This window comes from Novosphingobium sp. (assembly GCF_037133355.1).
In the GTDB taxonomy this organism is placed as follows: domain Bacteria; phylum Pseudomonadota; class Alphaproteobacteria; order Sphingomonadales; family Sphingomonadaceae; genus Novosphingobium.
Window position 1 is genome coordinate 176,981 of sequence record NZ_JBAXOI010000005.1, and the last position, 22,118, is coordinate 199,098.

A 22,118-nucleotide genomic window follows, 5' to 3' on the forward strand; every position below is an offset into this window, starting at 1 on the left:
ATGCCCCTCCACATGACCAAGGTCGCCTACGGCGCGACATCGTTCGAAGACCTCCACGGCTGGTTCAAGACGCGCGGGCAAACCGCCCGCCTCACCACGCGCTACCTGCCCAAACGCCATGCCGAGATGATCGGCGGCTCGCTCTACTGGATTTTGAAACACCAGCTTGTCGCGCGCAGCGAAATCCTCGGCTTCGAGGAAGCGGAGGGCGGGCGCACGCATATCGTGATTTCGACCAGGCTGGTCGATGTTCACCCCAAACCCAAGCGCGCCCATCAGGGCTGGCGCTATCTGGAAGAGGCGGACGCGCCCGCCGATCTGGCGGACGATGAGAGCGCCGAGATGCTGCCGCCTTCGATGGCGGGGGAGTTGGCGAAGCTGGGACTGGTTTAGAACGCGACCACCCGGTCCGGTCGCGGCAGCGTTTCGGCAAAGGCGGCAGGAAGCACCGCGTTATCTGCCGCCGCGATCCGCAGGCCAAGTCCGATCCGCACAGGTCCGCCACTCAGCTTCGGCCGCACATCGTCCGGCGTCGTCACGTCGCGTGATCCGTGCAGCAGGCGCGGGTGAAACACGAAGAATGTGCCCGGCTCGAGCAGCATGGGGAGCGCGTCAAGCTGACCGCCTGGATCGCGCCAGAAATTGGGCGCACCATACTTGCCGCCCTCGCTTCCCGGAACCAGCCGGAAGCCCCTTGCGGCAAGCTCTCCGCGGCCGAAGGCGTGGCTGCCCGGCACGATACGAATACAGTTGTCCGCAAAAGTACGGGAGAGCGAGAGGTGAACCGAAACCTGCCGCGTATCGTCCGCCAGCAGCGTGAGATACTGGTCCCGGTGCCAGCGCAGGCCCTTGCCCGTTTCCATGAAGAACATCTGCGAGCGCCACAGCACCATGTCGGGCCCCAGCAGCGCGCGGGCAAGTGCCAGGATCGGCGCGGCGCGGGCGATGCCGTCGATCAGCGGCCAGTCAAGATGGCGATTGCGCCGGGCTGCGAAAGGCGCGTCCGACCCGCCAACCTCGCGCCGCAGCGTCTCGGCGGCAGCCAGTGCCTCGGCTTCGGGCATTGCCCGGAACGGACCGGCGTAGCCCTCGGCGCGGAATTGCTCCCTTGCTGCCGCGAGCGACGGTCCGGCCACGCCGTCAAGCGCCTGCATCAGGCCGCCCCGGCAGTCTCCGCCGCCAACGCCGCCTCACGCGCCACTACGCGGCGCAGGGCATTGGCGTAAGTCGCCGGGTCCTGCGCGCCGGGGATCATGTATTTGCCGTTGATCACCATCGCAGGGACGCCGCTCACGTTCCAGTCCCAGGCCTGCCGTTCGCCCGCATCGACAATCGCGTCGATCTCGGGATCGGTCAGCGCGGCGGCGGCTTCGGCGCGGTCGAGGCCGACCGAGGTTGCGATGTCCGTCAGGACGGCGGGGTCGTTCATCCGGCGGCGCTGCTGGAAGTGCGCGTCGAACAGCGCGCGCTTGAGCTTCACCTGCATGTCCGGGCCGTGCTCACGCAGCGCATGGACCAGCAGGCGGTGCGCAAGGCGGGTGTTCCACATCATCGCCGGCGGCGGATCGCCTTCTCCAGTGTAGCTGAACGAATAGCCTGCCGCTTCGGCCGCCTGCGCCATCCGCCCGCGCGCGTCCGCCGCCTGATCGGGGGTGCGGCCATACTTGCGCTGGATGTGGGCAGCGCTTTCCTCGCCGCCCTCGGGCATGTCAGGGTTCAACTCGAAGGGGTGGAAGCGCACCGTAGCGCTGATCTCGCCCGCGAGCCCGGCGAGCGCGGTCTCAAGCTGGTTGTGGCCGATCACGCACCACGGGCACATGACATCGGACCAGATATCGACGGTGACTGCTGCGGGAGTGCTCATTGCTCGATCCACCATTTGAGGAGGTGATGGGCCACCGCGAAAGGCGGCGGGGCGATGAAGGCGCCGTCTTCGCGCCCGGTTTTGAGGCCTTCCATCGCGTAGACCACCTCTTCGCGCGTGAACCAGCGCGCGTCGTCGAGTTCGGTCTTGTCGATGGTGATCGAAGGATCGTCGGCATAGGCATGGCAGCCGATCATCAGCGAGGAGGGGAACGGCCAAGGCTGGCAGGCAACATAGCGCACATCGCGCACCCGCACACCGGCTTCCTCGAACACTTCGCGCGCCACGGCTTCCTCAATCGATTCACCCGGCTCGACAAAGCCGGCCAGCGCCGAATAGCGCCGCGCCGGAAAGCGCGGCTGGCGGCCGAGCAGCAGTTGGCCTTCCCATTCGACCGACATGATCGTCACCGGATCGACGCGGGGGAAATGCTCCGCCTTGCAGTCCATGTTGACGCACTTGCGCTGCCAGCCACCCTTGCCGAGCTTCGTGGTATAGCCGCAGCGCGCGCAGAAGCGGTGCCGCGCATGCCAATCCACCAGCGCCCGCGCGCCGCCATAGGCAGCAAGATCGCCCGCCGGGAGCGAGGCCATCGCGCCCCAGAGCCGCGGATTGGCCGGTCCCGGATTGCCTTTGAGCGTAGGCGCAACCGCCGCGAAGCAGGCCCTCCCGCTCTCGTCGAGGCCGAGGAACACCAGTTCATCGGCCGGGTCCGCCTCGGCAAGGCTCGCCCAGACCAGCGCGCCATCGTCGCCGATCACCGGATCGAGCCCGTCCATGCGCATCAGGCGCGCACGCCAGTTCATCAGTTCGGCAAGCTTGTCGGGATCGGCGCGGATATGATCGGCGCGGTCGAGACCTGCCCCGGTGAAGGCGATCGGAGGATTGGGCCGGTAGAGCATCGCCGTCACGCCGCCTTCTTCATCGCCGAAACATCAGTGAGCACCGCCTTGGGGAATTCCTCCCCGAGCGGCAGCGCCATCGATGGCATGTACTGCACATAGAGACCGGCGCGCAGGCCGATCCGCGTATTGACGAAGCCCACTGTGCCCGCCGCGCCCGACCAGCCGAACGTCCCGGCATCGGCGCCCAGTCCGACCCGGCCGCCCGCCCCAAAACCGGCGCCCGCGATCCACGTGCCCGCAAGGTCCACGGCCTGCGGCAGAAGATTGCTGGTGCCGAGCCGAACCGCCGCCTCGCTCATCACCCGGGCGCCGCCGATCATGCCCCCGCCCGCCAGCATCATCAGGAACCGGTCATAGTCGCGCGGGCTGCTGATGAGCCCCGCGCCGCCGAAGGCAAATGCCGGCGGATCGAGATAGACCGAGTTGGCGCCGGGATCGAGCAGGTCGGCCTTGCCATCGTGCAGCACAAAGTTCGATGTGAGGCGCGCGGCCTGTGCGGGGCTGACCTGGAAGCCGGTGCTCGTCATGCCGCAGGGGCCGAACACGCGTTCGGCAAGGAACGCATCGAAATCCTGACCGGTGACGACTTCGATGATTCGCCCGACCAGATCGAGGCTCACCGAATAGCTGAAACGCGTGCCCGGCTCGTAGACCAGCGGCATCTCGGCGAGCCGGTCGGCAAACAGGGCGAGGGTGGCGGCTGTGTTGACATTGCCGAGCACCGGAATGGGCTGGCGGCTGACCCGCGCGGGGACCAGCCCGGCCGCCTCGTAAGCGTCTTTCAGCGGGCCTTTCTGGATGATCGTGTAGCCAAGGCCTGCCGTGTGGGTGAGCAGATGGCGCAAGGTGATCGGCGTCTGCGCGGGCTTCAGATCGGTGATTGAGCCGTCCGGGGTCACCTGCACCTGCATCTTCGCGAACCTGGGCAGGAAATCACTGATCGGCTGGTCGAGCTCGATCTTGCCCTCGTCAACCAGCATCATCGCGGCCATGCCAGTAATCGGCTTGGTCATCGAATAGATGCGGTAGAGGCTGTCCAGATCGACCGGCACCAGCGAGTCCGGCGCCAGCGTACCGCGCGCGATCTGCGCGGGCGGCGCGTCGCCCCAGCCAAGTGCGGCCACCACGCCCGCCAGCTTGCTCGACGCGACGTATTCGTAAACCAGGTTCGCGACCGACGGGTACATCGCCTCTGCCGCAGGCTGGGCGAGCAGGCGGGCGGGCAGCAGCCCCGAACCGGCGAGGCCGGCACCGAACCATCCCGCACTGCGCAGCAGCGAGCGCCGGGAGAGCAACATCGTCGTATCTTGCATGGACTACCTGTTTGCGAGCGCCAGGCGCGCGGCCTTGGCAAAAACTGTGGGTAGCCCAGCCGCCTCGATCCTCTCGACCGGCCAGAACTCTCCCTCCGGCAGACTAGCCGATTCGGCGTCGCGGCAAAGCATCAATTGCAGTTCGAGATCGAAATGCGTGAAACCATGCCGCACCGTGCCGCCCGCGTGCCACGCGCCCGGGAAAGGCGGGGTGCCGTGCCCGTCGGCGCGCGCGGACCAGGCGTCATCGGGCAGCGCGCGCATACCGCCGAGCATGCCTTTCCCCACGCGGGTCACAAGGAGCACCGCCCCCGCGCGCTCGACCCACCAGGCCGTGCCGGTGCGCGTCGGCTTGGCTTTCTTCGCAGCCTTGACCGGATAGGCCTCAGCCTCACCTTGCGCACGCGCGGCGCAGTGGTCTGAGAGGGGGCACAGCAGGCAGCGGGGACTGCGCACCGTGCAGATCGACGAACCCAGATCCATCAGCCCTTGCGCGAAATCGCCCGCCCGGCGCGCCGGTGTGATCGTGTCGGTCGCAGTGCGGATCGCAGTGCGGCCACCGGGCAGCGGCTCGGCAATCGCGAACAGGCGCGAGACCACGCGCTCGACATTGGCATCGACCACCACCGCGCGCTCCCCGAAAGCGATCGCGGCGACGGCAGCGGCGGTATAGGCGCCAAGGCCGGGCAAGGTGCGCAAGCCCTCCTCGGTGCGCGGGAAGGCGCCCAGCCGTGCCACCTCGCGCGCACAGGCCAGCAGATTGCGTGCGCGGGCATAATAGCCAAGCCCCGCCCAAGCGGCCATGACATCGGCGTCCTCGGCCGCCGCCAGCGCCTCGACCGTAGGCCAGATCGCGAGGAACTTCGCGTAATAGGCGCGCACCGCCGCCACAGTGGTCTGCTGAAGCATGACCTCCGAGAGCCAGACCTTGTAGGGTTCCGGCCGCGGCTCACCCGGCAGCGCGCGCCAGGGCAAGCGCCGGGCATTCAGGTCATACCACGCCAGCAGCGCCGCCGCGACCGCGCCTGCTTCCCCGATCTCCACGCTCTCGCCACTGGCCTGCATGGCGCGGCTATGGCATGGCGGCGGGCACAATGGAAAGTGATCCGCCGCCCCCTGCCCGCAAGACCAAACCCGCACCTGCCGCCCGCACCTACGAGCGACCGCGCGGTGGCGAGGCGCGCGCGATTGCCGATCTCATGCCCGCGATCGGTCGCACCGCCTTTCGCCGCTTCGGCTTCGTGCAGAGCTCGGTCGTCTCCCGCTGGCCCGAGATCGTCGGGGCCGCGCATGCCCGGCACTGCGCGCCCGAATCGATCCGCTTCCCCCCCGGCGAAAAGGCAGACGGCATTCTGCAGCTCGTTGTCACCCCGGCACATGCTCCGCTCATCCAGCACGTTATTCCCGAGATCATGGAGCGGGTGAACCAGTTCTTCGGCTACCGCGCGGTGGCACGGGTCAAGCTTCGGCAAGGTGCTGTTCAGCCGCCCGCCGCCATTGACGCACAGCGTCCGCACCGGACCGCGCCGCCATCGCTCAAGCCGATTCCTGTGGAACTCGGCGACAGCCTGCGCGATATCGGCGACCCGGAGCTGCGCACGGTGCTTGAATCGCTGGCGCGCAGCCTCGGCGAGGTCAACGGGAAGCAAGACTGACGATGCGCAATTTGTTCAAGACGATGGGCCTTTTCCTTGCCGCGCTGTGCGGAACGGTGCTGCTGACGGCAGCCGCCAAGCCGGCACCGGCACCAGCAAAGGCTAACTGGAACAACGTTGTAACCCGCACCGCGGCCGACAGCCACCTGCTGGGCAACCCGGCCGCGCCGATCAAGCTGGTCGAGTATATCAGCTACACCTGCCCGCATTGCGCGCACTTCGAAGCAGAATCCGATGCCCAGCTGCGTATCGGCTTCGTCGCCACGGGCAAGGGCTCGATCGAGGTGAGGAGCTTCGTGCGCGATCCTGTCGACCTCACGGTCGCGCTCCTTGCCCATTGCGGGCCTCCGTCGAAGTTTTTTGCCAACCACAGCACCTTCTTGCGCCACCAGACGACCTGGCTGGCACCGCTCGCCAATCTGACCGAAGCGCAGCGCGCGCGCTGGTCGAACCCCGACTTCTCCGCGCGCACCCGCGCCATCGCTGGTGACCTTGGGCTCTACACGCTGATGGAGGCGCGCGGCTATGACCGGCCCACGCTCGAGCGCTGCCTGGCCGACAAGGCGCTGGCCGAGCGGCTGGCCCAGCACACCAAGGACGCAGCCGAAAAGGATTTCGTGAACGGCACGCCCAGCTTCCTCCTGGGCGGCGTGCCGCTCAGCGGAACCTACACCTGGGAGGCGCTCAAGCCGCAGATCGAGGCACGGCTGCGCTGAACGATCACCGGCCAGTTAATCCCCGGGGCTTGCAGCCCGGCCTCTTCAATCCCGCTGGCCGATGCGCTAGCAAAACCGGCGTCTGTCCTCCCAGCCACGAAGCGAAACCCAGCCCCATGCAGACCAAGCTCTTTTCTCCCGGCCGTCTCCTTCTCGCGCTCATTGCGCTTCCGCTCGCCCTCGGCCTTGCCGCCTGCGGCAAGAAGGACGATGCCCCGGCAGCAGGCCCGGTCGGCGGGCCGCTCGCCGCGGTTGCGCCGCCGGCGGGCAAGGCCTGGACCGACATCGTCGCGGTGACGCCGGATGGCGGCTATGTGATGGGCAACCCCAATGCGCCGATCAAGGTGGTCGAGTTCGGGTCGCTGACCTGCCCGCATTGCGCCGAGTTCGCCGAAAAGGGCTTCCCGCGCCTGCGCGAAGATTATGTCGCCAAGGGCACGGTCAGCCTCGAATTCCGCAACTTCGTGCGCGATCCCTACGATACGACCATGGCCATGCTGGTGCGCTGCGGATCGCCCGAAAGCTTCTTCGCGCTCACCGAGCAGGTCTACGCCAACCAGAAGGATATCTTCGACAAGCTCCAGCCGATCGGCGCGCAGCTCCAGGCCGAGAACCTGCCGCCGAACCAGATGTTCAAGGCGATCGGGGAGCGCGGCGGGCTGACCGACTTCTTCGCCGCGCGCGGGATCGCCAAGGATCAGGCCATGCAGTGCCTTGCCAAGAGCGAGTCGGCCACCAAGCTGGTGAACGACACCTCGAAAGCCGGCGACACCTACAACGTGACGGGTACGCCGACTTTCCTCGTCAACGGCCGCAATGTCGAGGTCGCGACCTGGGAGGCGCTTGAGCCCATCCTCAAGCAGGCGGGCGCACGCTGACCGGAAGCGGCGATCCGGCGGTTCTGATCGCAGCCATGCAACGCGGGGGCGGATAGCAGCGTGGACGAACGGGTGCCGATGCAGTTCACGCGGCTCAAGCTCTCTGGCTTCAAGAGCTTCGTCGAGCCCGCCGAACTGCGCATCGAACCAGGCCTCACCGGCGTGGTCGGACCCAACGGCTGCGGCAAGTCCAACCTGCTCGAAGCGATCCGCTGGGTAATGGGCGAAGGCTCGGCCCGCTCGCTGCGCGGCGGGGGGATGGAGGACGTGATCTTCGCCGGCACCGCGAGCCGCCCCGCGCGCGACTTTGCCGAAGTCATGCTCACGGCCCAGACCGATCCTTCGGGCACCTTCGGCGGCGAGCTTGAAGTCGTGCGGCGGATCGAGCGCGGTGCAGGCAGTGCCTACCGCGTCAACGGACGCGATGTGCGCGCCAAGGATGTCGCGCTGGTGTTTGCCGATGCCGCGACCGGCGCGCACAGCCCAGCGCTTGTCAGCCAGGGCCGCATCGCCGCCGTGATCGCCGCCCGCCCTGCCGAGCGCCGCGCCATGCTGGAGGAAGCTGCCGGCATCGCCGGGCTCCACGTTCGCCGCCGCGATGCCGAAAGCAAGCTGCGCGCCACCGAAACCAACCTCGCCCGGCTGGACGACCTCATCGTCACACTTGAAGCCCAGGTCGGCACCTTGCGGCGACAGGCGCGCGCGGCAGAACGCTACAAGGCGCTCAGCGAACGGGTGCGCGTCGCCGAAGCGCGGCTGATCTTTGCGCGCTGGCGCGATGCGGCGAATGCGGCCGAAGCGGCGCGCGCCGCCGCAAGCCGCGCCGAGGAAGCCGTCACTGCCGCGCAAGGCGCCGCGCGTGCCGCTCAGGACGCGCAGCACAATGCTGCCGCCGCGCAGAGCGCCGCCCGCGATACGCTGTTCGAACGGCGGCAGGATGCGGCGGCGCAAGGCCAGCGCATTGCCGCGCTCAGCGCACAAGCTGAAGCCGCCGCCCAGCGTCTCGCTGATATCGACCGCCAGATCCGCCGGATCGAGGACGAGCGCAACGAGGCCGACCGCCTTACCCGCGATGCCGCTGCCGCGCTCGCCCGGCTCGAGGCCGACCTTGCCGACGCGGAAGCCGCGCTTGCTGCCCAGACTGCCGAGGCCCCTCCGCTCAAGGCAGCCGAAGCGGCCGCAGAGCAAGCCGCACGCGCCGGTGAACTCGCGCTGGCTGCAATGGTGGCCGAACAGGCCGGGATCGAGGCCGAATGGCGCGTGGCCGAAGCCGCCGTCACCGCCGCACGCCAGCGTCTTGTCCGTCTCGAGGGTGAGGCAGCCAGGCTCGCCGCGAGCACGCGCGCGCTCGAAGCCGAGCCTGATCCGGCCGAGGCCATGATCGCCGCCGAAACCCGGCGCGCCGCTGCCGCCGCCGCACTCGCCGAAGTGAGCGAGACGCGCGCCCTTTTGACCACCCAGCGCGAAACGCTCGCCGCCGCGCGTGAGGCTGCCTCCGCAGCGCTTGCCGCCGCGCGCGCCGATCTCGTGGGGATCGAGCGCGAGGCGGCAGCGCTCGCACGCGACAAGGCGGCGCGCGAAGCTGCGGCCGCGCGCGCCGGACGCGGGCAGAGCGCGCTTGCCGCCACCCGCGCCGCGCCGGGCTACGAACGCGCGCTCGCCGCTGTGCTCGGCCGCGATGCCGCCGCCCCGCTGGGGGCCGCACCGGCCGAGGGCGATGGCCGCTTCTGGACCGGCGCTGAAGCCTGCTCCCCACACGCCGACGCGCTGCTCCATCACGTGACCGCATGCCCGCCCGAACTCGCCGCACGGCTCGCCATGGTGCGTGTGGCCGAAGTGGACGCGGGCGTGCCGCTCGCGCCGGGCGAATGGCTGGTCACGCTGGCCGGCCACTTGCGCCGCTGGGACGGCTTTGTCGCGCGCGGCGAAGGCGGGGCGGAAGCTGCTGTGCTCGCCGCCGAGAACCGGCTGGCCGAACTCGAAGCCGCGCTCCCCGAACGCCGCTCCGCCGCCGAAGCCGCCGAGGCTGCGAGCAGCGCCGCGCAAGCCGATCTCGCGCGCGTGCAGGCCGAACTTGCCGCGAGTGAACGAGCGCTCGCCGCCGCCGCCGATGCCGAGCGCAGTGCACTGCGCGCGATCGACCAGGCCGAGGCTGCGCGCGCGCGCATGGCTGCAAGGCGCGCGGAGCTCGACCGCGCCGCCGCCGATCTCGCCGCCCAGCGCCGCGCGGCCGAAACCGATCTCGCGGAAGCCGAGGCGCGCCGCGCCGCGCTCCCGGACCCCGCTGCCGGCCGCGCGGCGGTCGATGCCGAGCGCCGGCGCAACGACCTCGCCCGCAGCGCCTACCAGTCCGCGATGGCTGCTGTCGCCGCACATGGGCAAGCGCTTGCGGTGGGCAAGGAGCGGCTCGGCGCGCTACGCGGGGACATCCGCGGCTGGCAGGCCCGCGCCGGAGACGCCGCGCGGCGATTGGCGGCCATGGCCGGGCAAGCCGAGGACCTTGCCGGCGAGCGCGCGGTTCTCGCCGCCCGTCCCCCGGCCCTGGCACGCGATATCGCGGAGGCAGAAGCGGTGCATGGGCGCTTTGCCGCTGCCTTGACCGAGGCCGAAACGCAGCTGGCCCGCAGCGAGTCGGAGGCCCGCATCGCCGAGGCCGCGCTTGCTGCGGCAAACGAGGCATTGGCCAGCGCGCGCGAGAGCCGCGCCGCACTCGCCGCGCGCGCCGAGAACGAGGACCTGCGGCGGCAGGAAATGGCGGGCATCGCGGGTGAGCGCTTCCAGTGCCCGCCCCCGCTGCTCCCCGAACGTATCGGCTTTCCCGGCAGCGACGTCGGCGCCGCGCCGGAGGAGTCCGCCGCGCATGACCGCCTGATCGCCGACCGCGAGCGCCTCGGGCCGGTCAACCTCGTTGCCGCCACCGAACTGACCGAGGCCGAGGCGCAGCACATTGCCGTCGTCACTGAGCAGGCCGAGCTGACCGAGGCGGTCCACCGCCTGCGGGGCTCTATCGGCGCGCTCAACCGGGAAGGCCGCGAACGCCTGCGCGCCGCATTCGAAGCGGTCGACGCGCACTTCCGCCGCCTGTTTGCGCGCTTGTTCGGCGGCGGCGAGGCGCATCTAGCACTGATCGACAGCGACGATCCGCTCGAGGCCGGGCTCGAAATCTTCGCCCAACCGCCGGGCAAACGCCTGCAATCGCTCACGCTGCTTTCGGGCGGGGAACAGGCGCTCACCGCCGTGGCGCTCATCTTCGCGCTGTTTCTGACGAACCCTGCGCCGATCTGCGTGCTCGACGAAGTCGATGCCCCGCTCGACGATGCCAATATCGAGCGCTTCTGCGACCTCCTCGATGCCATGGCCGCCGAAACGACTACCCGCTACCTCATCGTCACGCACAATGCGGTCACGATGAGCCGCATGCACCGCCTGTTCGGCGTGACCATGGTGGAACGCGGCATCTCGCGGCTGGTCAGCGTCGACCTGGGCGGCGCGGAGAGTTTGCTGGCGGGGGCGCCCGTTTAATCCAGCACAAACCGTGGCCCCGGCCCGCCAGCGCCGGCACGGTCTTCCTTGTTGTAAAGCGCACAGCGGTCGAGGCTCAGGCACCCGCAGCCGATGCATTCGTCCAGCTTGTTGCGCGTGCGCGTGAGGAGCTGGATGCGGCTGTCGATCTCGCCGCGCAGCGAGCGGCTGATACGCTGCCAGTCGAGCACGGTCGGCGTGCGGCCATGGGGCAGCGAGGCCAGTTCGCGCTCGATCTCGGCAAGGCCGAGGCCAAGGCGCTGCGCAATCAGGATAAAGCTGAGGCGGCGGATGTCCGAGCGCAGGAAGCGGCGCTGATTGCCCTGGCTTCGCACCGAAGCGATCAGGCCGCGCTCTTCATAATAGCGGATGGCCGAAACGGCGAGGCCCGTGCGCTGGGCAACGACGCCGATCGGCACGAGATCGTTGCGGCCTTTCACCAATTTGACAACCATCGCGCAGTCCCGAAAAATTAGCTTGACCTCAAGTCAGCTTGAGATTGCATAAGCGTTAGCGCGTATTTGTTCCAGTTTGGAGTAGGTAAAACCCATGAGCCCCGCGCGCCTTGAACACGTCAACATCCGCGTCGCCGATCCCGACCGCACCGCCGCACTGCTTACCCGCCTATGCGGCTGGCACGAACGCTGGCGCGGTCCCTCGGCTCTGGGTGGCTGGACAATCCATCTCGGCTCCGAGACCGATTATATCGCGCTCTATCAGGGGGATAAGCCGCTTGACGACCCCTTCTCAAAAGGCCTGCCGCTCAACCACATCGGCCTTGTCGTCGATGATCTCGATGCGGCGGAGCGGGTGGTGATCGAAGCCGGGCTCGTGCCCTTCAACCACGGGGACTATGAACCCGGCCGCCGGTTCTACATCTTCGATTGGGACGGGATCGAGTGGGAGCTGGTCAGCTATGCCTGAGGCACCGCGCCGATAACGAAACACGCCGCAGCCATCAGCGCGCCCGCGAATCGGTTGGAGCGGAACCGCGCGAGCGCGCTCAGGCCGTCCGCCGTTTCAAGCGTGAGCACCTGCCAGGCGAAGTGGAGGCCGACAGGCACCAAGGCCAAAAGCGCCACCGGATCAGGCCGCACCAGCCACACCGCGCCCGCCCAGCAAGCCAGCGCCATGGCATAGAGCCCGATCACACCGGCGCGCACATGCCGTCCGAACGAAAGCGCGGAGGAGCCGATGCCGACCATCGCGTCGTCCTTGCGGTCTTGCAGCGCGTAGATCGTGTCATAGGCCATGCACCAGGCCCAGCACCCGGCGTAGAGCGCGGCCAGCGGCGCGAGCCGGTCAAACCCGGTCACTTCAATCCACCCCACCGGCGCGCCCCAGGTGAACACGAGGCCGAGCCACGCCTGCGGCCAGCCGGTGATACGCTTCATGAAGGGATATGCCGCGACCAGCCCGAGGCTGCCGAGCGCCACCAGTTGCGCTTCCCAGCGCAATTGCAACAGCACGATCAGCCCCACCCCGCACAGCGCGAAGAGCCAGACCCAAGCCTCCTTCTTCGAAATCGCCCCGCTGGCAATCGGCCGCGAGGCCGTGCGCGCGACGCGGGCATCGAGATCGGCATCGACGATATCGTTGTAGACGCACCCCGCCCCGCGCATGGCAATCGCGCCGAGCAGCATCCACAACACAATGCCCCAGCGCGCCGTGCCGCCCGCTAGAAACACCCCCCAGGCGCAGGGCCAGAACAGCAGCCACCAGCCGATCGGCCGGTCAAACCGCGCCAGCAACGCCAGATCGCGCAAGGTTGGCGGCAGCGACGCCACCAGCCCTTTGTGTTCGCTATCGGGAACGATCGCCACAGGCTCCATGCGCACTTCTCTGCGCCGGATTGGCCCATGGAGCAAGATTGCCATTTGAGCCCGAAGTGGACACAAAATAGCAGCTGCGGGCAACTTGTTCACCTCCCAAACGCCGGTTAGCGTCGTTTCCTGCATTTGCCGGGGGCAGCGAAGACCATGCACATCCACCCGCCCAAGCCGCTCCACGGCTGGAAGGAGTTCCTCAACGAGATCGTCATCATCGTGATCGGCGTGCTGATCGCGCTGGGCTTCGAGCAGGTGGTCGAGGACCTGCATTGGCAGCACAAGGTGCATGAGGGCGAGGAACTGCTGGAGTCCGAGGCCCAGCGCAATCTCGCCATGAGCCTTCAGGCCTATGTGGTTTCACCCTGCGTTGATGCCCAGATCGAGCTGATCAGGCAAAACCTTTCCGAACCTCTCGACAGCCGAAAACCACTTCCGCGCTTTGTCGACAAGGCCGAGCGCTTTGTCATTCGCCAGCCTGGGCATCCCGTCTTTACATCAAACTGGCAATCGCTGATCGCTGATGGGACAATGAACCACATGCCTCGCGAGCGCGTCAGCCTGTGGGGACCATTCTACCAGGCAGTCGAGAAAAACAGCGAGGTTTCCACCGAAGCGCTTGGCCTTGGTGACCAGTTTGCCGTCCTTGCGAACCCGGTCGTGATCACGCCGGATGAACGGTTGCGCCTGATGGAGAAGGCCGAGCAGCTCGCTGTTGCCGCAAACCGATCGCGATCGGTCGCGATCCGAGAGGTGGACTGGTACCGGCAGCTTGGACTCGAAGTCCCCGACAAGCGAATCGAAGCCTTCATCTCGCACAGCGCGACGGCGTCCTTCTGTCGGTCACATGGCCTACCTCTGGCGGATTGGCGCAAGGCGCTGACCGAAACCTTGCCTCCGCTGACGATCTGAATCCCGGAATAAAAGGGGCAAACCATGCACGTACACCCGCCCAAGCCGCTCCATGGCTGGAAGGAGTTCCTCAACGAGATCTTCGTGATCGTGATCGGCGTGCTGATCGCGCTGGGGTTCGAGCAGGTGGTCGAGGAGCTGCACTGGCAGCACAAAGTGCACGACGGTGAGGAGCGGCTCGATAACGAGTTGAAGGCCGTTTATCGGGCGGCGATTCTTCAGGTCGTGGTGGCTCCTTGTGTGAACCGGCAGTTCGACGCGCTGGAAGAGCGAGTCCTCAAGAGCGGGGCGACACTTGATCCGGCAACGGCCATTCCGCTTTCGGACCGGATGACCTGGACCGGTGCGGCGCAACCCGTCATCCTGACGCGTCACCGATTGATGCCGACGGGTGTCTGGGCCACGCTCAATGCCGATGGCACGATCCTGCACATGCCCTTGAGGCAGCAGCGCCGCCTTGGCCTTATCTACAATTTCGCGCAGACTTATGGCGAGGCCGCCACGCATCTCGACGGATTGAGCGACCTGAGCCGCCCGGTTCCGCTGGATCCAGCAGTGCGCTATCTCATGATGGAGAGAATACAGGCTACCCGCAACGCCCACTTTGCCATGACCAATGCCGCCGTGCAGATCGCGGCGAACCTGAAAGAGATGGGCCTTGCGCCCGGGGTGCCGCAAACCGAGGCCGATCTGGGACAGGACATCGCGCCTTCACTCTCCGCATGCAAGCGCGCAGGCTATCCTCTGGCCGACTGGCAAGCCGCGCTGGCCAAACAGATGTCGCTCAAACAAGTGGGCCTCTGACGCGGCTGGCTTCACTCCGCCCTGCGCGCTAAGCCTTCCGGCATGACCACGCCGCTCCCCGCCACCCCCGCCTGGCCGCCCAAGTCGGCCCCTCGCCTCTTCGTCCCCGGTCCGCTCGCCGAGGGCACGGCTGTGCCGCTGGAAGGCGGGCAGGCGCATTATCTCGGCAAGGTCATGCGCGTGACCGCCGGAGATGCGGTGATCCTGTGCGATGACGAGACCGGCGAATGGCTTGCGCGCGTGGTCGAGGCGGGGAAGCGTGATGTGGTGCTGAGCGTCGAGCAGCGGCTGCGCCCGCGCGAGGGGGTGCCCGATTTCTGGCTCTGCGCCGCGCTGACCAAGAAGGCGGCGTTCGATCTGGTGCTGGAGAAGGCGACCGAACTTGGCGTTGCCTTGCTTCAGCCGGTGCTCACCCGCCGCTGCGTCGCCGACAAGCTCAACGCAGATCGCGCGCGCGCGATCATGACCGAGGCGGCCGAGCAATGCGCGCGCACCGCGTTGCCCGGTCTGGCCGAGCCTGCGCCGCTTGCCGCGCTGCTCCGCGACTGGCCTGCAGGCCGCCGCCTGTTCTTTGCCGACGAGGCGGGCGGCGTACCTGCCGCGACCGCCTTTGCCATGGAAAGTGGCCCCGCCGCACTGCTTGTCGGGCCCGAGGGCGGGTTCGACGATGCCGAGCGCGCGATGATCCGCGCGCATCCGGCGGCCATGGCCATCACGCTCGGCCCCCGCGTGCTGCGCGCTGAAACAGCGGCGATTGCCGGCACCGGGCTGTGGATGGGCACGCGCGGCGACTGGGGCGCGGCGGCGCTTGAGGAGTGAGACCACTCCCAAGTTTTCGGCTGGCGCGCGCGCCTTCCGCGCTTTAACGGAACAGCCATGAGCACGAGACAAGTTTCGAATCGCAACGATCCCGTCATCGAAAGCCGCGACCAGCTGGTCGAACCGATGGCGAAGGGCGAAAAGCCGCGCGAGGCCTGGCGGATCGGCACCGAGCACGAGAAGTTCGTCTATCGCACCGCCGATCATGCCGCGCCCAGCTACAGCGAGCCGGGCGGGATCCGCGACCTGCTGCTCGCGCTGCAGGACTATGGCTGGACAACCATCGAGGAAGACAGCGACACCGGCCCCAACGTGATCGCGATGGGCGGACCGGATGGTGCGGTGAGCCTCGAGCCGGCCGGTCAGCTGGAGCTTTCGGGCGCGCCGCTCGAAAACCTGCATCAGACTTGTGCCGAGACGGGCCGCCACCTCGCGCAGGTCAAGACCATCGGCGACAAGCTGGGGCTGGCCTATCTCGGCGTGGGACTGTGGCCCGACAAGACCCGCGAAGAGCTGCCGATCATGCCCAAGGGCCGCTATGACATCATGCTGCGCCACATGCCGCGCGTGGGCACCATGGGCCTCGACATGATGCTGCGCACCTGCACCATCCAGACCAACCTCGATTATTCGAGCGAGGCAGACATGGTGCAGAAATTCCGCGTTTCGCTTGCGCTCCAGCCGCTCGCGACCGCGCTGTTTGCCAATTCGCCGTTCCTTGAAGGCAAACCCAACGGTTTCCTGTCCTATCGCAGCCACATCTGGTCGGACACCGATCCGGCGCGCACCGGCATGCTGCCGTTCGTGTTCGACGAAGGCTTCGGCTACGAGCGCTATGTCGACTACATGCTCGATGTGCCGATGTACTTCGTGTTCCGGAATGGCCGCTATATCGACGCGGCGGGCCAGTCATTCCGCGATTTTCTCGATGGCAAGCTCCCCGCGCTGCCGGGCGAGAAGCCGACGCGTTCGGACTGGATCGACCACCTCTCCACCGCCTTCCCCGAAGTGCGGCTCAAGAGCTTCCTTGAGATGCGCGGCGCCGATGGCGGCCCTTGGAGCCGCATCTGCGCGCTGCCCGCGCTGTGGGTCGGCCTGCTCTATGACCAGACCGCGCTCGATGCGGCGTGGGACCTCGTCAAGGACTGGGACATGGATGGCCGCGAAGCCTTGCGCGCCAGCGTGCCCAAGCTCGGGCTCGATGCCCCGCTTCCGGGCGGCGGCAAATTGCGCGATATCGCCGCCGAAGTGCTGGCGATCGCGCGCGGCGGCCTTGCAGCACGCGGCAAGCTCAACGAAGCGGGCGACAACGAGACCGGCTATCTCCAGCCGCTCGACGAGATTGTCAGCACCGGCAGAACCCCCGCCGAGCGCCTTCTCGACCTCTACCATGGCGCCTGGGGCGGCAAAGTTGATCCGATCTACGAAGCGAAGAGTTTCTAGAAACAGAACATCATCGGGAGAGACACAATGATCATCGTGATGGGCAAGCTGCGCATTGACGCCGAAGCCATCGAGGCGGCGCTGCCGGCGGCGCGCAAGGTCGTCGCCGCGACGCAATCGGAAGACGGCTGCATCCAGTACGATTATTCGCGTGACATCAGTGATCCCGAGATCTTCCACATCACCGAACGCTGGACGAGCCGCGAGGCGCTGGCCGCGCACCTCAAGACCCCGCACGTCGCCGAATGGATCGCTGTCCTCTCGGGCATGACGATGAAGGAGCGCAATATCCGCATCTACGATACGGATGAAGGCGAGGCGCTTTAAGCCATGCTCGTCGTGATGGGCACATTCCGCGTTGCGGCGGAGCATATCGAGACGCTGCTGCCGCTCGCGCGCAAGGTGGCGGAAGCGACCCGGGCCGAGCAGGGCTGCATCCAGTACGGCTATGCGCAGGACATCGACGATCCGGCGCTGTTTCATGTGGCCGAACGCTGGACAGACCGGGCTGCTCTGGCGGCCCATGCCAAGTCCGCGCATATGGCCGAATGGGTCGCGGCGCGCGCCGGGCTAGGCTTCCATGACCGCGTGATCCGGCTTTACGAGACGGACGAGGGCGTGGCGATCTAGGGCGACCTACTCGGCCGGATGCACCGCGCCGATGACCGGCGGCTCCACCCGCGGCCGCCCGCGCGTAAGCATCCGCCCGATGCGGTTGAGCGTCCCCGTAACGAGGCCGTGCTCGGCCATCCACGCATGGTATTCGCGGTACTTGGCGTCCTCGGCGAGGAGATGCGCTTCCTCGGTCTTGGCGCGCCAGAAATAGACCGTGCTGACCAGAGCGAGGATTACCGTGTTGCGGATCGCGTCGACCATCGAGTGCGTCGTGGTGAGCCAAGGCAGGGTCGAGAGCCACCAGAAGGTGTTCTTCGAAAGATAGGCCGGGTGCCGCGTGAAGGCATAGGGTCCGTTCGTCAGCACACCGCGATAGGTGAGGTTGGAGAAGCGCAGACCGAACGCGACCGTCGCCCAGGCATAGATGCCCGTCAGGACAACGAGCAGCGCCACCCATATCCACTGCAGCACCGGCATGCCCTGCAGCCAGAAAGTCCATTCGGCGCCGTTGGCCCGGTAATCGAGCACACCGCCGCCGCCCATCAGGATGAACGGCGGATAGCAGATCAGCGCCGCGACCCAGCCCGCCAGATAGGGATTGGCGCTGCGGATCTGCGCATCGAGCGGCTTCATCGTGAGCAGGTAGCCGACCATCGCAATCTGCACGTCGACCAGGAACATCGTCTCGACCAGCGCATTGCCCACCGCGACCGGATCGCCGAGCACCTCGCTGTAGTTCATCATCACGATATTGGCGAAGCCGCCGGGGATGATCGAGAACATGAAGGCGCAGAAGAAGCCCTTGACCGCCCAGGCGCGCAGGTGATGCGCCACTTCGGCGCGGTCATAAGCCTCGCGCCCGATCAGCATCGCGCCGAAATGCCACGAAGCATCGCGCGGATTGACCAGCACGCGATCGAGCCAGAGGACATAGGGGATCGTGCCAATGAACAGCAATGGCGCCAGCCCCGAGATCACGTCCATCGCGAAGAGATACTGTCCGCGCCAGTACCAGCGGCACAGGCAATAGACGAAGCCGACCAGCGACCAAGTCGCCCAGAGCCCGGCGACCTTGGTGATCGAGACATCGACGATCTCGCGCACCGGGCGCGGGTTCTTCCAGTCGATGCCCGTAGAGGCGCGCAAGTGCACCTTGTCGACCACGATCGACCACGCCACCATCGGCAAGCCGGAGAAGATCATGGCTGCAAGCGCCGCATTAGGCCCGGCGAGCGGGCTGTGCGGCCCGGGCAGCGCGAGCGCATCGGCGATCCCCGCCCAGTTGCGGCAGATCACCACCCACAGCGCGAGACCGGCGAGGCCGGAAAGGCCGACGCCGGCCGAAACGTCGCTGGGGGGCCTCGAGGCAGGAGCGGTCATAGCCGCAGCATTAACGGAGAACTCTGATAAAAGCGTTTATGCCGCTGCAAGAAATGCAGGCGCCGCGTCAACGCATGGCGGTGACATGCCCGCTGTCGTCCAGCACGTAGAGCGTCCCGCCAGCCACGATCGGCGCCAGCGTGACCGGTGCGCCGAGCTTGGCGTAGCGCTTGACCGCACCATCGGCCACGGCGGCTGCGAAGATCTCACCTTCCGAATTGGCCATCCACAGCTTGTCGCCCGCCAGCACCGGGCCGGTCCAGAAGATCGGGCCCTTCTTCTTCTTCACGCTGCGATAGGGCTTCATCTGCGCAATCCAGCGCACCTTGCCGGTGGTCTTGGCGATGCACAGCAGCTTCGCCTCATCGGTCAGGGTAAAGATCCAGTCGCCCGCGATGGCAGGGGTGGAAATGCCCGCAAGGTTCAGTTCCCAAACGCGCTGGCCGGTAACCAGTTCGTAGGCGGCCATGCGCCCGCCCTGACCCAGCGCATAGACGCGGCCACGCTCGATGATCGGATCGGCATCGATGTCGGTCAGCGTCGAGACCGACGTGGCGATGCTGGTCCGCGCAAGTGCGTCAGACCACAGCTGCCGCCCGTTCTCGTAGCGATAGGCGACCAGTTCGCCCGAGCTGTAGCCCGCAACGATCGTACCCTGCCCGGCTGCCGCCGCCGCCACGCCGAACACGCCGGTCTGCGCGACCGAGCCGGATTCGCTCCACAGCTGCGCGCCGTCGGCAATGTTGAGCGCGATGATCTGGTTGTCCTGCGTCATCACATAGACCGCGCCGTAGGCGATCGTCGGGCTGCCGCGCAGGGGGCCCGCGGGCTTGACGCGCCACAGCAGCTTGCCGCTGGCCGCATCGACTGCGGCGACTTCGCCGAGGCCGGTGGTGATGAAGACTTTGCCGTCGTTGAAGCCCGCGCCGCCACCGAAGACCGATGCGGTCGATTCGGGCAGGCGGAACGCCGCCTTCCATACTTCGCGGCCGCTGGTCGCATCAAAGGCGCGGACCATCCCTTCGGTGTCCATCACATAGAGCCGCCCACCGCCTACGACAGGCGCGGCGGCAAGGCGCTGCTTCGGGCTCGACCCGGCGATGCGCACGCTCCACACCTTGCGCGGCGCCGCACCCAGTGCGAGGTGGCCATAGGACTTGGAAGCCGAGCCGCCTGCCTGTTCCCAATCGGGATTGGGCTCGGCCACTGGCAGCACGACATCAAGGACCGCCATGCCGGTATCGACCTTTGTGCCCGCCTCGATCCGCGAAAGAATCGGGATGCGGTTGCCCACGGTCGGTGTCGACTTGGTCTTGCCCTTGGTGAGCCCGCAGCCGCCGAGCGCAAGCGCCACGACGACCATGGCGGCAACGGCGATGCGCCGGATCGACTTTGCGGCGGTCATGTCCTCGGATCCCATCATTTTCCTGCTTCGGCGCGCACGGCGGCGGCTACATTGTCTACGGCATCGATGCCGAGCTGCCCGGCAAGCTGACGCGTGCGGCGGCGGAGCGTATCGGGCACGGAAGTATCCTTCGAGATCGAGGCCAGCAGCGCGCCAGCCGCCTCGGTCTTGCCCTGCTTGAGATAGGCCTGCGCCACCAGTTCGCCGGCGCTGCCGAACCACGGTTTGCCGGGCACGGCCAGCGGCTTAAGCCGGTCGATCACGGTCTGCGGGGGAAGCTTGTCGAAATTGGTGGCGACTTCGCGCAACGTGGCGAGATCGCGATAAGGCCCGGGTAGCGAAGCATCAGCCGCCACCGCGGCATAGGTCTTGGCCGCATCGGCTTCCTTGCCGAGTTGCTGGGCAATACCCGCCTGGGTGATCTGCACCGCCGCGCGGTAACCAGGATTGCCGTCCTTGGCGAGGGGAGCCATGGTCTGCTTGGCGGTCTCGTTACGGTTGGCCTGCAACTGGTCGAGCGCGGTAACAAAGGTCTCGCCCTGCGTGTCGCTCACCGACCGCTTGTGATCGATGTACCACAGCCAGCCGGCGAGCCCGACAAGACCGCCCGCAACAAGCGCGAGGATCGGCCGGCCGCGCTTGACGATGAGGTTGCGCAGTTGGTCCTCACGCAGCGCATCGTCCACTTCACGCAGGAAGGTTTCCTGCGCCGCGGCGTCCTTGCCGGTGGCAGGCGGGGTGCCGGCCGTGCTTTTCGGGGTGAGAGCCAAGGCTGCGCTTTCGCTTCTTCTGGTTAACGGGGGCGGAGGGTCCGCCCGAATGCGGCTGTTTAGCAGGGGGCCATGCCAATTCAACCGCTTTGACGCGCGCTGTCCCCGGCGCGCATCGCCGCATGGGCACGCGTAAGGTAGTCTATGGAAACGTCGGGACGCCCAGCGCGGCGGCATAAAGAGCGCCGTGGCGCGCGGCCATCGCCCCCTCGTCGAAATCGGCCCGGGCGCGCAGTTGGTTGGCATCGCCGATGCGGCGGCGCAGCGCCTCGTCCCCAGCGAGCCGGACGAGCGCGGCAGCCAACGCCGCCTCATCGCCCTGCGGCACGATGAAGGGCGCGTTCTCCGCTGCGACAATCTCGGCCACGTCGCCCACTGCGGGGCTTGCCACCGCAAGGCCGGTGGCCATGGCCTCCACCACCGAAAGCGGGAACTGCTCGCTGTCTGAAGAGAGCGCGAAGAGATCGAACAGCGCGGCGGCTTCTGCCGGATGCGCGACATGGCCGGGCAAGTGAACGCGCCCGCCGATCCCGAGCCGCTCCGCCTCGGCCCCGATCACCGCGCGCTCCGGCCCCTCGCCCACGATCACCAGTTGCCAGTCCGCAGGCAAAGCGGAAAAGGCCCGGACGAGGCGCGGCAGCGCCTTGACCGGCCGCAACCCGGCAAGCGTGCCCACCCACTTGTCGCCGGGCCGCTTGACCAGACCCGGCAAGGCATCGGGGCGTGGTGGTTTGCCATAGTCGCCAACCGCAATGCCGTTGCCGATGCGGTGGACCCGCGCGCGCGGCTGATGCCACACTTTGAGCGCCACTTCCTCCAACCGGCGCGAGGGCACGATCAGCGCGCTTGCCCGGGCCAAAGCGACGCGGCGATACCAGCCTCGTGCGGGTTTCAGGCGCTGCGCCTCGTCGGCGTTGAACCCGTCCTCGTGGTGAATCAGCGGGGCAAGCCCCATCGAAGGCGCGAAGACTGCATGGGCCATAGCCGCATCCATTGCGCCCCAGTTGTAGGTGAGGATGAGGTCGAAGCCGCGCATTGCCCGCGCCAGCGTCTGCAACCGCCGCACCCCGAAGCGCCCGGCCAGCGGCGGGAAGCCGAACGGGAAATGCACCGAAAGCCCCGGGTCGATCTGCCCGCGCGCACCCATCGCCCCAGGCTGGGCCGAGACGATGCTGTGATCCACCGCCTTGCCGAAGCGGTTGATCAGGCTGGTCGAGCGCCGCTCCTTGCCGCCAGCATCGAAGGTCGAATGCAGGTGGAGGAGATGCAGCCGCTTCGGCGTGTTCATGGC

Annotated in this window: 23 protein-coding genes; 12 read left to right on the forward strand and 11 right to left on the reverse strand. The window is 67.5% G+C overall.

The annotated features are described in order from the left end of the window. Positions 1 to 393, forward strand: coding sequence for a DUF1489 domain-containing protein (locus tag WCL10_RS07435; RefSeq protein WP_336895005.1), 393 nt, complete (start codon positions 1 to 3; stop codon positions 391 to 393). On the opposite strand, the gene WCL10_RS07440 is transcribed toward WCL10_RS07435, so the two are convergent. From WCL10_RS07440 to WCL10_RS07460, 5 genes are read right to left on the reverse strand one after another with little or no spacing between them, the layout of a single operon-like run. Then, positions 390 to 1,154, reverse strand: a complete 765-nt coding sequence (locus WCL10_RS07440) for a phytanoyl-CoA dioxygenase family protein (protein ID WP_336895006.1) — start codon at positions 1,152 to 1,154, stop codon at positions 390 to 392. The genes WCL10_RS07435 and WCL10_RS07440 overlap by 4 nt on opposite strands. Beyond that, positions 1,154 to 1,864: a DsbA family oxidoreductase gene (locus WCL10_RS07445; protein WP_336895007.1), complete on the reverse strand. Its 711-nt coding sequence runs from the start codon at positions 1,862 to 1,864 to the stop codon at positions 1,154 to 1,156. Before WCL10_RS07445 ends, WCL10_RS07440 begins: the two co-directional genes overlap by 1 nt. Next, positions 1,861 to 2,766 (reverse strand): NAD(+) diphosphatase, encoded by a 906-nt coding sequence (nudC, locus tag WCL10_RS07450; RefSeq protein WP_336895078.1) that lies wholly within the window; start codon positions 2,764 to 2,766, stop codon positions 1,861 to 1,863. Before nudC ends, WCL10_RS07445 begins: the two co-directional genes overlap by 4 nt. 5 nt (positions 2,767 to 2,771) lie before the next feature. Next, on the reverse strand, positions 2,772 to 4,082 hold the full coding sequence (locus WCL10_RS07455; RefSeq protein WP_336895008.1) for a serine hydrolase domain-containing protein: 1,311 nt from the start codon (positions 4,080 to 4,082) through the stop codon (positions 2,772 to 2,774). Positions 4,083 to 4,085: 3 nt separating this feature from the next. Further along, positions 4,086 to 5,147 carry an A/G-specific adenine glycosylase gene (locus tag WCL10_RS07460; RefSeq protein ID WP_336895009.1) on the reverse strand — a complete coding sequence of 354 codons (1,062 nt, stop codon included), beginning with the start codon at positions 5,145 to 5,147 and terminating at the stop codon, positions 4,086 to 4,088. A 29-nt stretch (positions 5,148 to 5,176) separates the two neighbouring features. On the opposite strand from WCL10_RS07460, the gene WCL10_RS07465 reads away from it, so the two are divergent. The 4 genes from WCL10_RS07465 to smc all read left to right on the forward strand — a co-directional run bounded on the left by WCL10_RS07465 (position 5,177) and on the right by smc (position 10,853). Further along, positions 5,177 to 5,737, forward strand: a complete 561-nt coding sequence (locus WCL10_RS07465; RefSeq protein WP_336895010.1) for a DUF721 domain-containing protein — start codon at positions 5,177 to 5,179, stop codon at positions 5,735 to 5,737. Positions 5,738 to 5,739: 2 nt separating this feature from the next. Continuing rightward, on the forward strand, positions 5,740 to 6,453 hold the full coding sequence (locus WCL10_RS07470) for a thioredoxin domain-containing protein (protein WP_336895011.1): 714 nt from the start codon (positions 5,740 to 5,742) through the stop codon (positions 6,451 to 6,453). Between the two features lie 116 nt (positions 6,454 to 6,569). Beyond that, the gene (locus WCL10_RS07475) at positions 6,570 to 7,331 is read left to right on the forward strand and encodes a thioredoxin domain-containing protein (protein WP_336895012.1); all 762 of its coding nucleotides are present in this window, start codon (positions 6,570 to 6,572) and stop codon (positions 7,329 to 7,331) included. Positions 7,332 to 7,409: 78 nt separating this feature from the next. Continuing rightward, entirely contained in the window at positions 7,410 to 10,853 is a 3,444-nt protein-coding gene (gene smc, locus WCL10_RS07480) for a chromosome segregation protein SMC (RefSeq protein ID WP_336895079.1), read from the forward strand. Here smc and soxR read toward each other — a convergent pair. Next, positions 10,850 to 11,308: a redox-sensitive transcriptional activator SoxR gene (gene soxR / locus WCL10_RS07485; protein WP_336895013.1), complete on the reverse strand. Its 459-nt coding sequence runs from the start codon at positions 11,306 to 11,308 to the stop codon at positions 10,850 to 10,852. The two genes, smc and soxR, sit on opposite strands and share 4 nt — an antisense overlap. A gap of 94 nt (positions 11,309 to 11,402) precedes the next feature. Between soxR and WCL10_RS07490 the strand changes: the two genes are divergently transcribed. Further along, on the forward strand, positions 11,403 to 11,777 hold the full coding sequence (locus tag WCL10_RS07490; protein WP_336895014.1) for a VOC family protein: 375 nt from the start codon (positions 11,403 to 11,405) through the stop codon (positions 11,775 to 11,777). Here the strand turns inward: WCL10_RS07490 and ubiA are convergent. Next, positions 11,768 to 12,685, reverse strand: coding sequence for a 4-hydroxybenzoate octaprenyltransferase (gene ubiA, locus WCL10_RS07495; RefSeq protein WP_336895015.1), 918 nt, complete (start codon positions 12,683 to 12,685; stop codon positions 11,768 to 11,770). The genes WCL10_RS07490 and ubiA overlap by 10 nt on opposite strands. A gap of 147 nt (positions 12,686 to 12,832) precedes the next feature. On the opposite strand from ubiA, the gene WCL10_RS07500 reads away from it, so the two are divergent. Genes WCL10_RS07500 through WCL10_RS07525 form a run of 6 tightly spaced genes read left to right on the forward strand, consistent with a single transcriptional unit; the run spans position 12,833 to position 17,287 of the window. Beyond that, positions 12,833 to 13,591 (forward strand): hypothetical protein, encoded by a 759-nt coding sequence (locus WCL10_RS07500; RefSeq protein WP_336895016.1) that lies wholly within the window; start codon positions 12,833 to 12,835, stop codon positions 13,589 to 13,591. A 24-nt stretch (positions 13,592 to 13,615) separates the two neighbouring features. Beyond that, positions 13,616 to 14,395, forward strand: coding sequence for a hypothetical protein (locus WCL10_RS07505; protein ID WP_336895017.1), 780 nt, complete (start codon positions 13,616 to 13,618; stop codon positions 14,393 to 14,395). Positions 14,396 to 14,437: 42 nt separating this feature from the next. Then, positions 14,438 to 15,214: a 16S rRNA (uracil(1498)-N(3))-methyltransferase gene (locus WCL10_RS07510; protein WP_336895018.1), complete on the forward strand. Its 777-nt coding sequence runs from the start codon at positions 14,438 to 14,440 to the stop codon at positions 15,212 to 15,214. A gap of 57 nt (positions 15,215 to 15,271) precedes the next feature. Then, the gene (locus WCL10_RS07515) at positions 15,272 to 16,657 is read left to right on the forward strand and encodes a glutamate--cysteine ligase (protein ID WP_336895019.1); all 1,386 of its coding nucleotides are present in this window, start codon (positions 15,272 to 15,274) and stop codon (positions 16,655 to 16,657) included. 27 nt (positions 16,658 to 16,684) lie between these two features. Next, the gene (locus tag WCL10_RS07520; protein ID WP_336895020.1) at positions 16,685 to 16,984 is read left to right on the forward strand and encodes a putative quinol monooxygenase; all 300 of its coding nucleotides are present in this window, start codon (positions 16,685 to 16,687) and stop codon (positions 16,982 to 16,984) included. 3 nt (positions 16,985 to 16,987) lie between these two features. Beyond that, positions 16,988 to 17,287 carry a putative quinol monooxygenase gene (locus WCL10_RS07525; RefSeq protein ID WP_336895021.1) on the forward strand — a complete coding sequence of 100 codons (300 nt, stop codon included), beginning with the start codon at positions 16,988 to 16,990 and terminating at the stop codon, positions 17,285 to 17,287. Between the two features lie 6 nt (positions 17,288 to 17,293). Here the strand turns inward: WCL10_RS07525 and WCL10_RS07530 are convergent, their stop codons facing one another. The 4 genes from WCL10_RS07530 to WCL10_RS07545 form a co-directional block, all read right to left on the reverse strand. After that, a complete protein-coding gene (locus WCL10_RS07530; RefSeq protein WP_336895022.1) occupies positions 17,294 to 18,652 on the reverse strand; it encodes a protein-S-isoprenylcysteine methyltransferase in 1,359 nt (452 codons plus the stop codon). A 67-nt stretch (positions 18,653 to 18,719) separates the two neighbouring features. Continuing rightward, positions 18,720 to 20,057 carry a PQQ-binding-like beta-propeller repeat protein gene (locus tag WCL10_RS07535; protein ID WP_336895023.1) on the reverse strand — a complete coding sequence of 446 codons (1,338 nt, stop codon included), beginning with the start codon at positions 20,055 to 20,057 and terminating at the stop codon, positions 18,720 to 18,722. Positions 20,058 to 20,071: 14 nt separating this feature from the next. Next, complete coding sequence (locus tag WCL10_RS07540; RefSeq protein WP_336895024.1) at positions 20,072 to 20,827, reverse strand: tetratricopeptide repeat protein; 756 nt, start codon at positions 20,825 to 20,827, stop codon at positions 20,072 to 20,074. 142 nt (positions 20,828 to 20,969) lie between these two features. Continuing rightward, positions 20,970 to 22,115, reverse strand: a complete 1,146-nt coding sequence (locus WCL10_RS07545; protein ID WP_336895025.1) for a glycosyltransferase family 4 protein — start codon at positions 22,113 to 22,115, stop codon at positions 20,970 to 20,972. Positions 22,116 to 22,118 lie beyond the last annotated feature (3 nt).

What these genes read in the sequence shown, in the direction of transcription:
- WCL10_RS07435 (WP_336895005.1), top strand. Translation starts at nt 1, where the DNA reads ATGCCCCTCCACATGACCAAGGTCGCCTACGGCGCGACATCGTTCGAA.
- WCL10_RS07440 (WP_336895006.1), bottom strand. Translation starts at nt 1,154, where the DNA reads ATGCAGGCGCTTGACGGCGTGGCCGGACCGTCGCTCGCGGCAGCAAGG.
- WCL10_RS07445 (WP_336895007.1), bottom strand. Translation starts at nt 1,864, where the DNA reads ATGAGCACTCCCGCAGCAGTCACCGTCGATATCTGGTCCGATGTCATG.
- nudC (WP_336895078.1), bottom strand. Translation starts at nt 2,766, where the DNA reads ATGCTCTACCGGCCCAATCCTCCGATCGCCTTCACCGGGGCAGGTCTC.
- WCL10_RS07455 (WP_336895008.1), bottom strand. Translation starts at nt 4,082, where the DNA reads ATGCAAGATACGACGATGTTGCTCTCCCGGCGCTCGCTGCTGCGCAGT.
- WCL10_RS07460 (WP_336895009.1), bottom strand. Translation starts at nt 5,147, where the DNA reads ATGCAGGCCAGTGGCGAGAGCGTGGAGATCGGGGAAGCAGGCGCGGTC.
- WCL10_RS07465 (WP_336895010.1), top strand. Translation starts at nt 5,177, where the DNA reads ATGGAAAGTGATCCGCCGCCCCCTGCCCGCAAGACCAAACCCGCACCT.
- WCL10_RS07470 (WP_336895011.1), top strand. Translation starts at nt 5,740, where the DNA reads ATGCGCAATTTGTTCAAGACGATGGGCCTTTTCCTTGCCGCGCTGTGC.
- WCL10_RS07475 (WP_336895012.1), top strand. Translation starts at nt 6,570, where the DNA reads ATGCAGACCAAGCTCTTTTCTCCCGGCCGTCTCCTTCTCGCGCTCATT.
- smc (WP_336895079.1), top strand. Translation starts at nt 7,410, where the DNA reads ATGCAGTTCACGCGGCTCAAGCTCTCTGGCTTCAAGAGCTTCGTCGAG.
- soxR (WP_336895013.1), bottom strand. Translation starts at nt 11,308, where the DNA reads ATGGTTGTCAAATTGGTGAAAGGCCGCAACGATCTCGTGCCGATCGGC.
- WCL10_RS07490 (WP_336895014.1), top strand. Translation starts at nt 11,403, where the DNA reads ATGAGCCCCGCGCGCCTTGAACACGTCAACATCCGCGTCGCCGATCCC.
- ubiA (WP_336895015.1), bottom strand. Translation starts at nt 12,685, where the DNA reads ATGGAGCCTGTGGCGATCGTTCCCGATAGCGAACACAAAGGGCTGGTG.
- WCL10_RS07500 (WP_336895016.1), top strand. Translation starts at nt 12,833, where the DNA reads ATGCACATCCACCCGCCCAAGCCGCTCCACGGCTGGAAGGAGTTCCTC.
- WCL10_RS07505 (WP_336895017.1), top strand. Translation starts at nt 13,616, where the DNA reads ATGCACGTACACCCGCCCAAGCCGCTCCATGGCTGGAAGGAGTTCCTC.
- WCL10_RS07510 (WP_336895018.1), top strand. Translation starts at nt 14,438, where the DNA reads ATGACCACGCCGCTCCCCGCCACCCCCGCCTGGCCGCCCAAGTCGGCC.
- WCL10_RS07515 (WP_336895019.1), top strand. Translation starts at nt 15,272, where the DNA reads ATGAGCACGAGACAAGTTTCGAATCGCAACGATCCCGTCATCGAAAGC.
- WCL10_RS07520 (WP_336895020.1), top strand. Translation starts at nt 16,685, where the DNA reads ATGATCATCGTGATGGGCAAGCTGCGCATTGACGCCGAAGCCATCGAG.
- WCL10_RS07525 (WP_336895021.1), top strand. Translation starts at nt 16,988, where the DNA reads ATGCTCGTCGTGATGGGCACATTCCGCGTTGCGGCGGAGCATATCGAG.
- WCL10_RS07530 (WP_336895022.1), bottom strand. Translation starts at nt 18,652, where the DNA reads ATGACCGCTCCTGCCTCGAGGCCCCCCAGCGACGTTTCGGCCGGCGTC.
- WCL10_RS07535 (WP_336895023.1), bottom strand. Translation starts at nt 20,057, where the DNA reads ATGACCGCCGCAAAGTCGATCCGGCGCATCGCCGTTGCCGCCATGGTC.
- WCL10_RS07545 (WP_336895025.1), bottom strand. Translation starts at nt 22,115, where the DNA reads ATGAACACGCCGAAGCGGCTGCATCTCCTCCACCTGCATTCGACCTTC.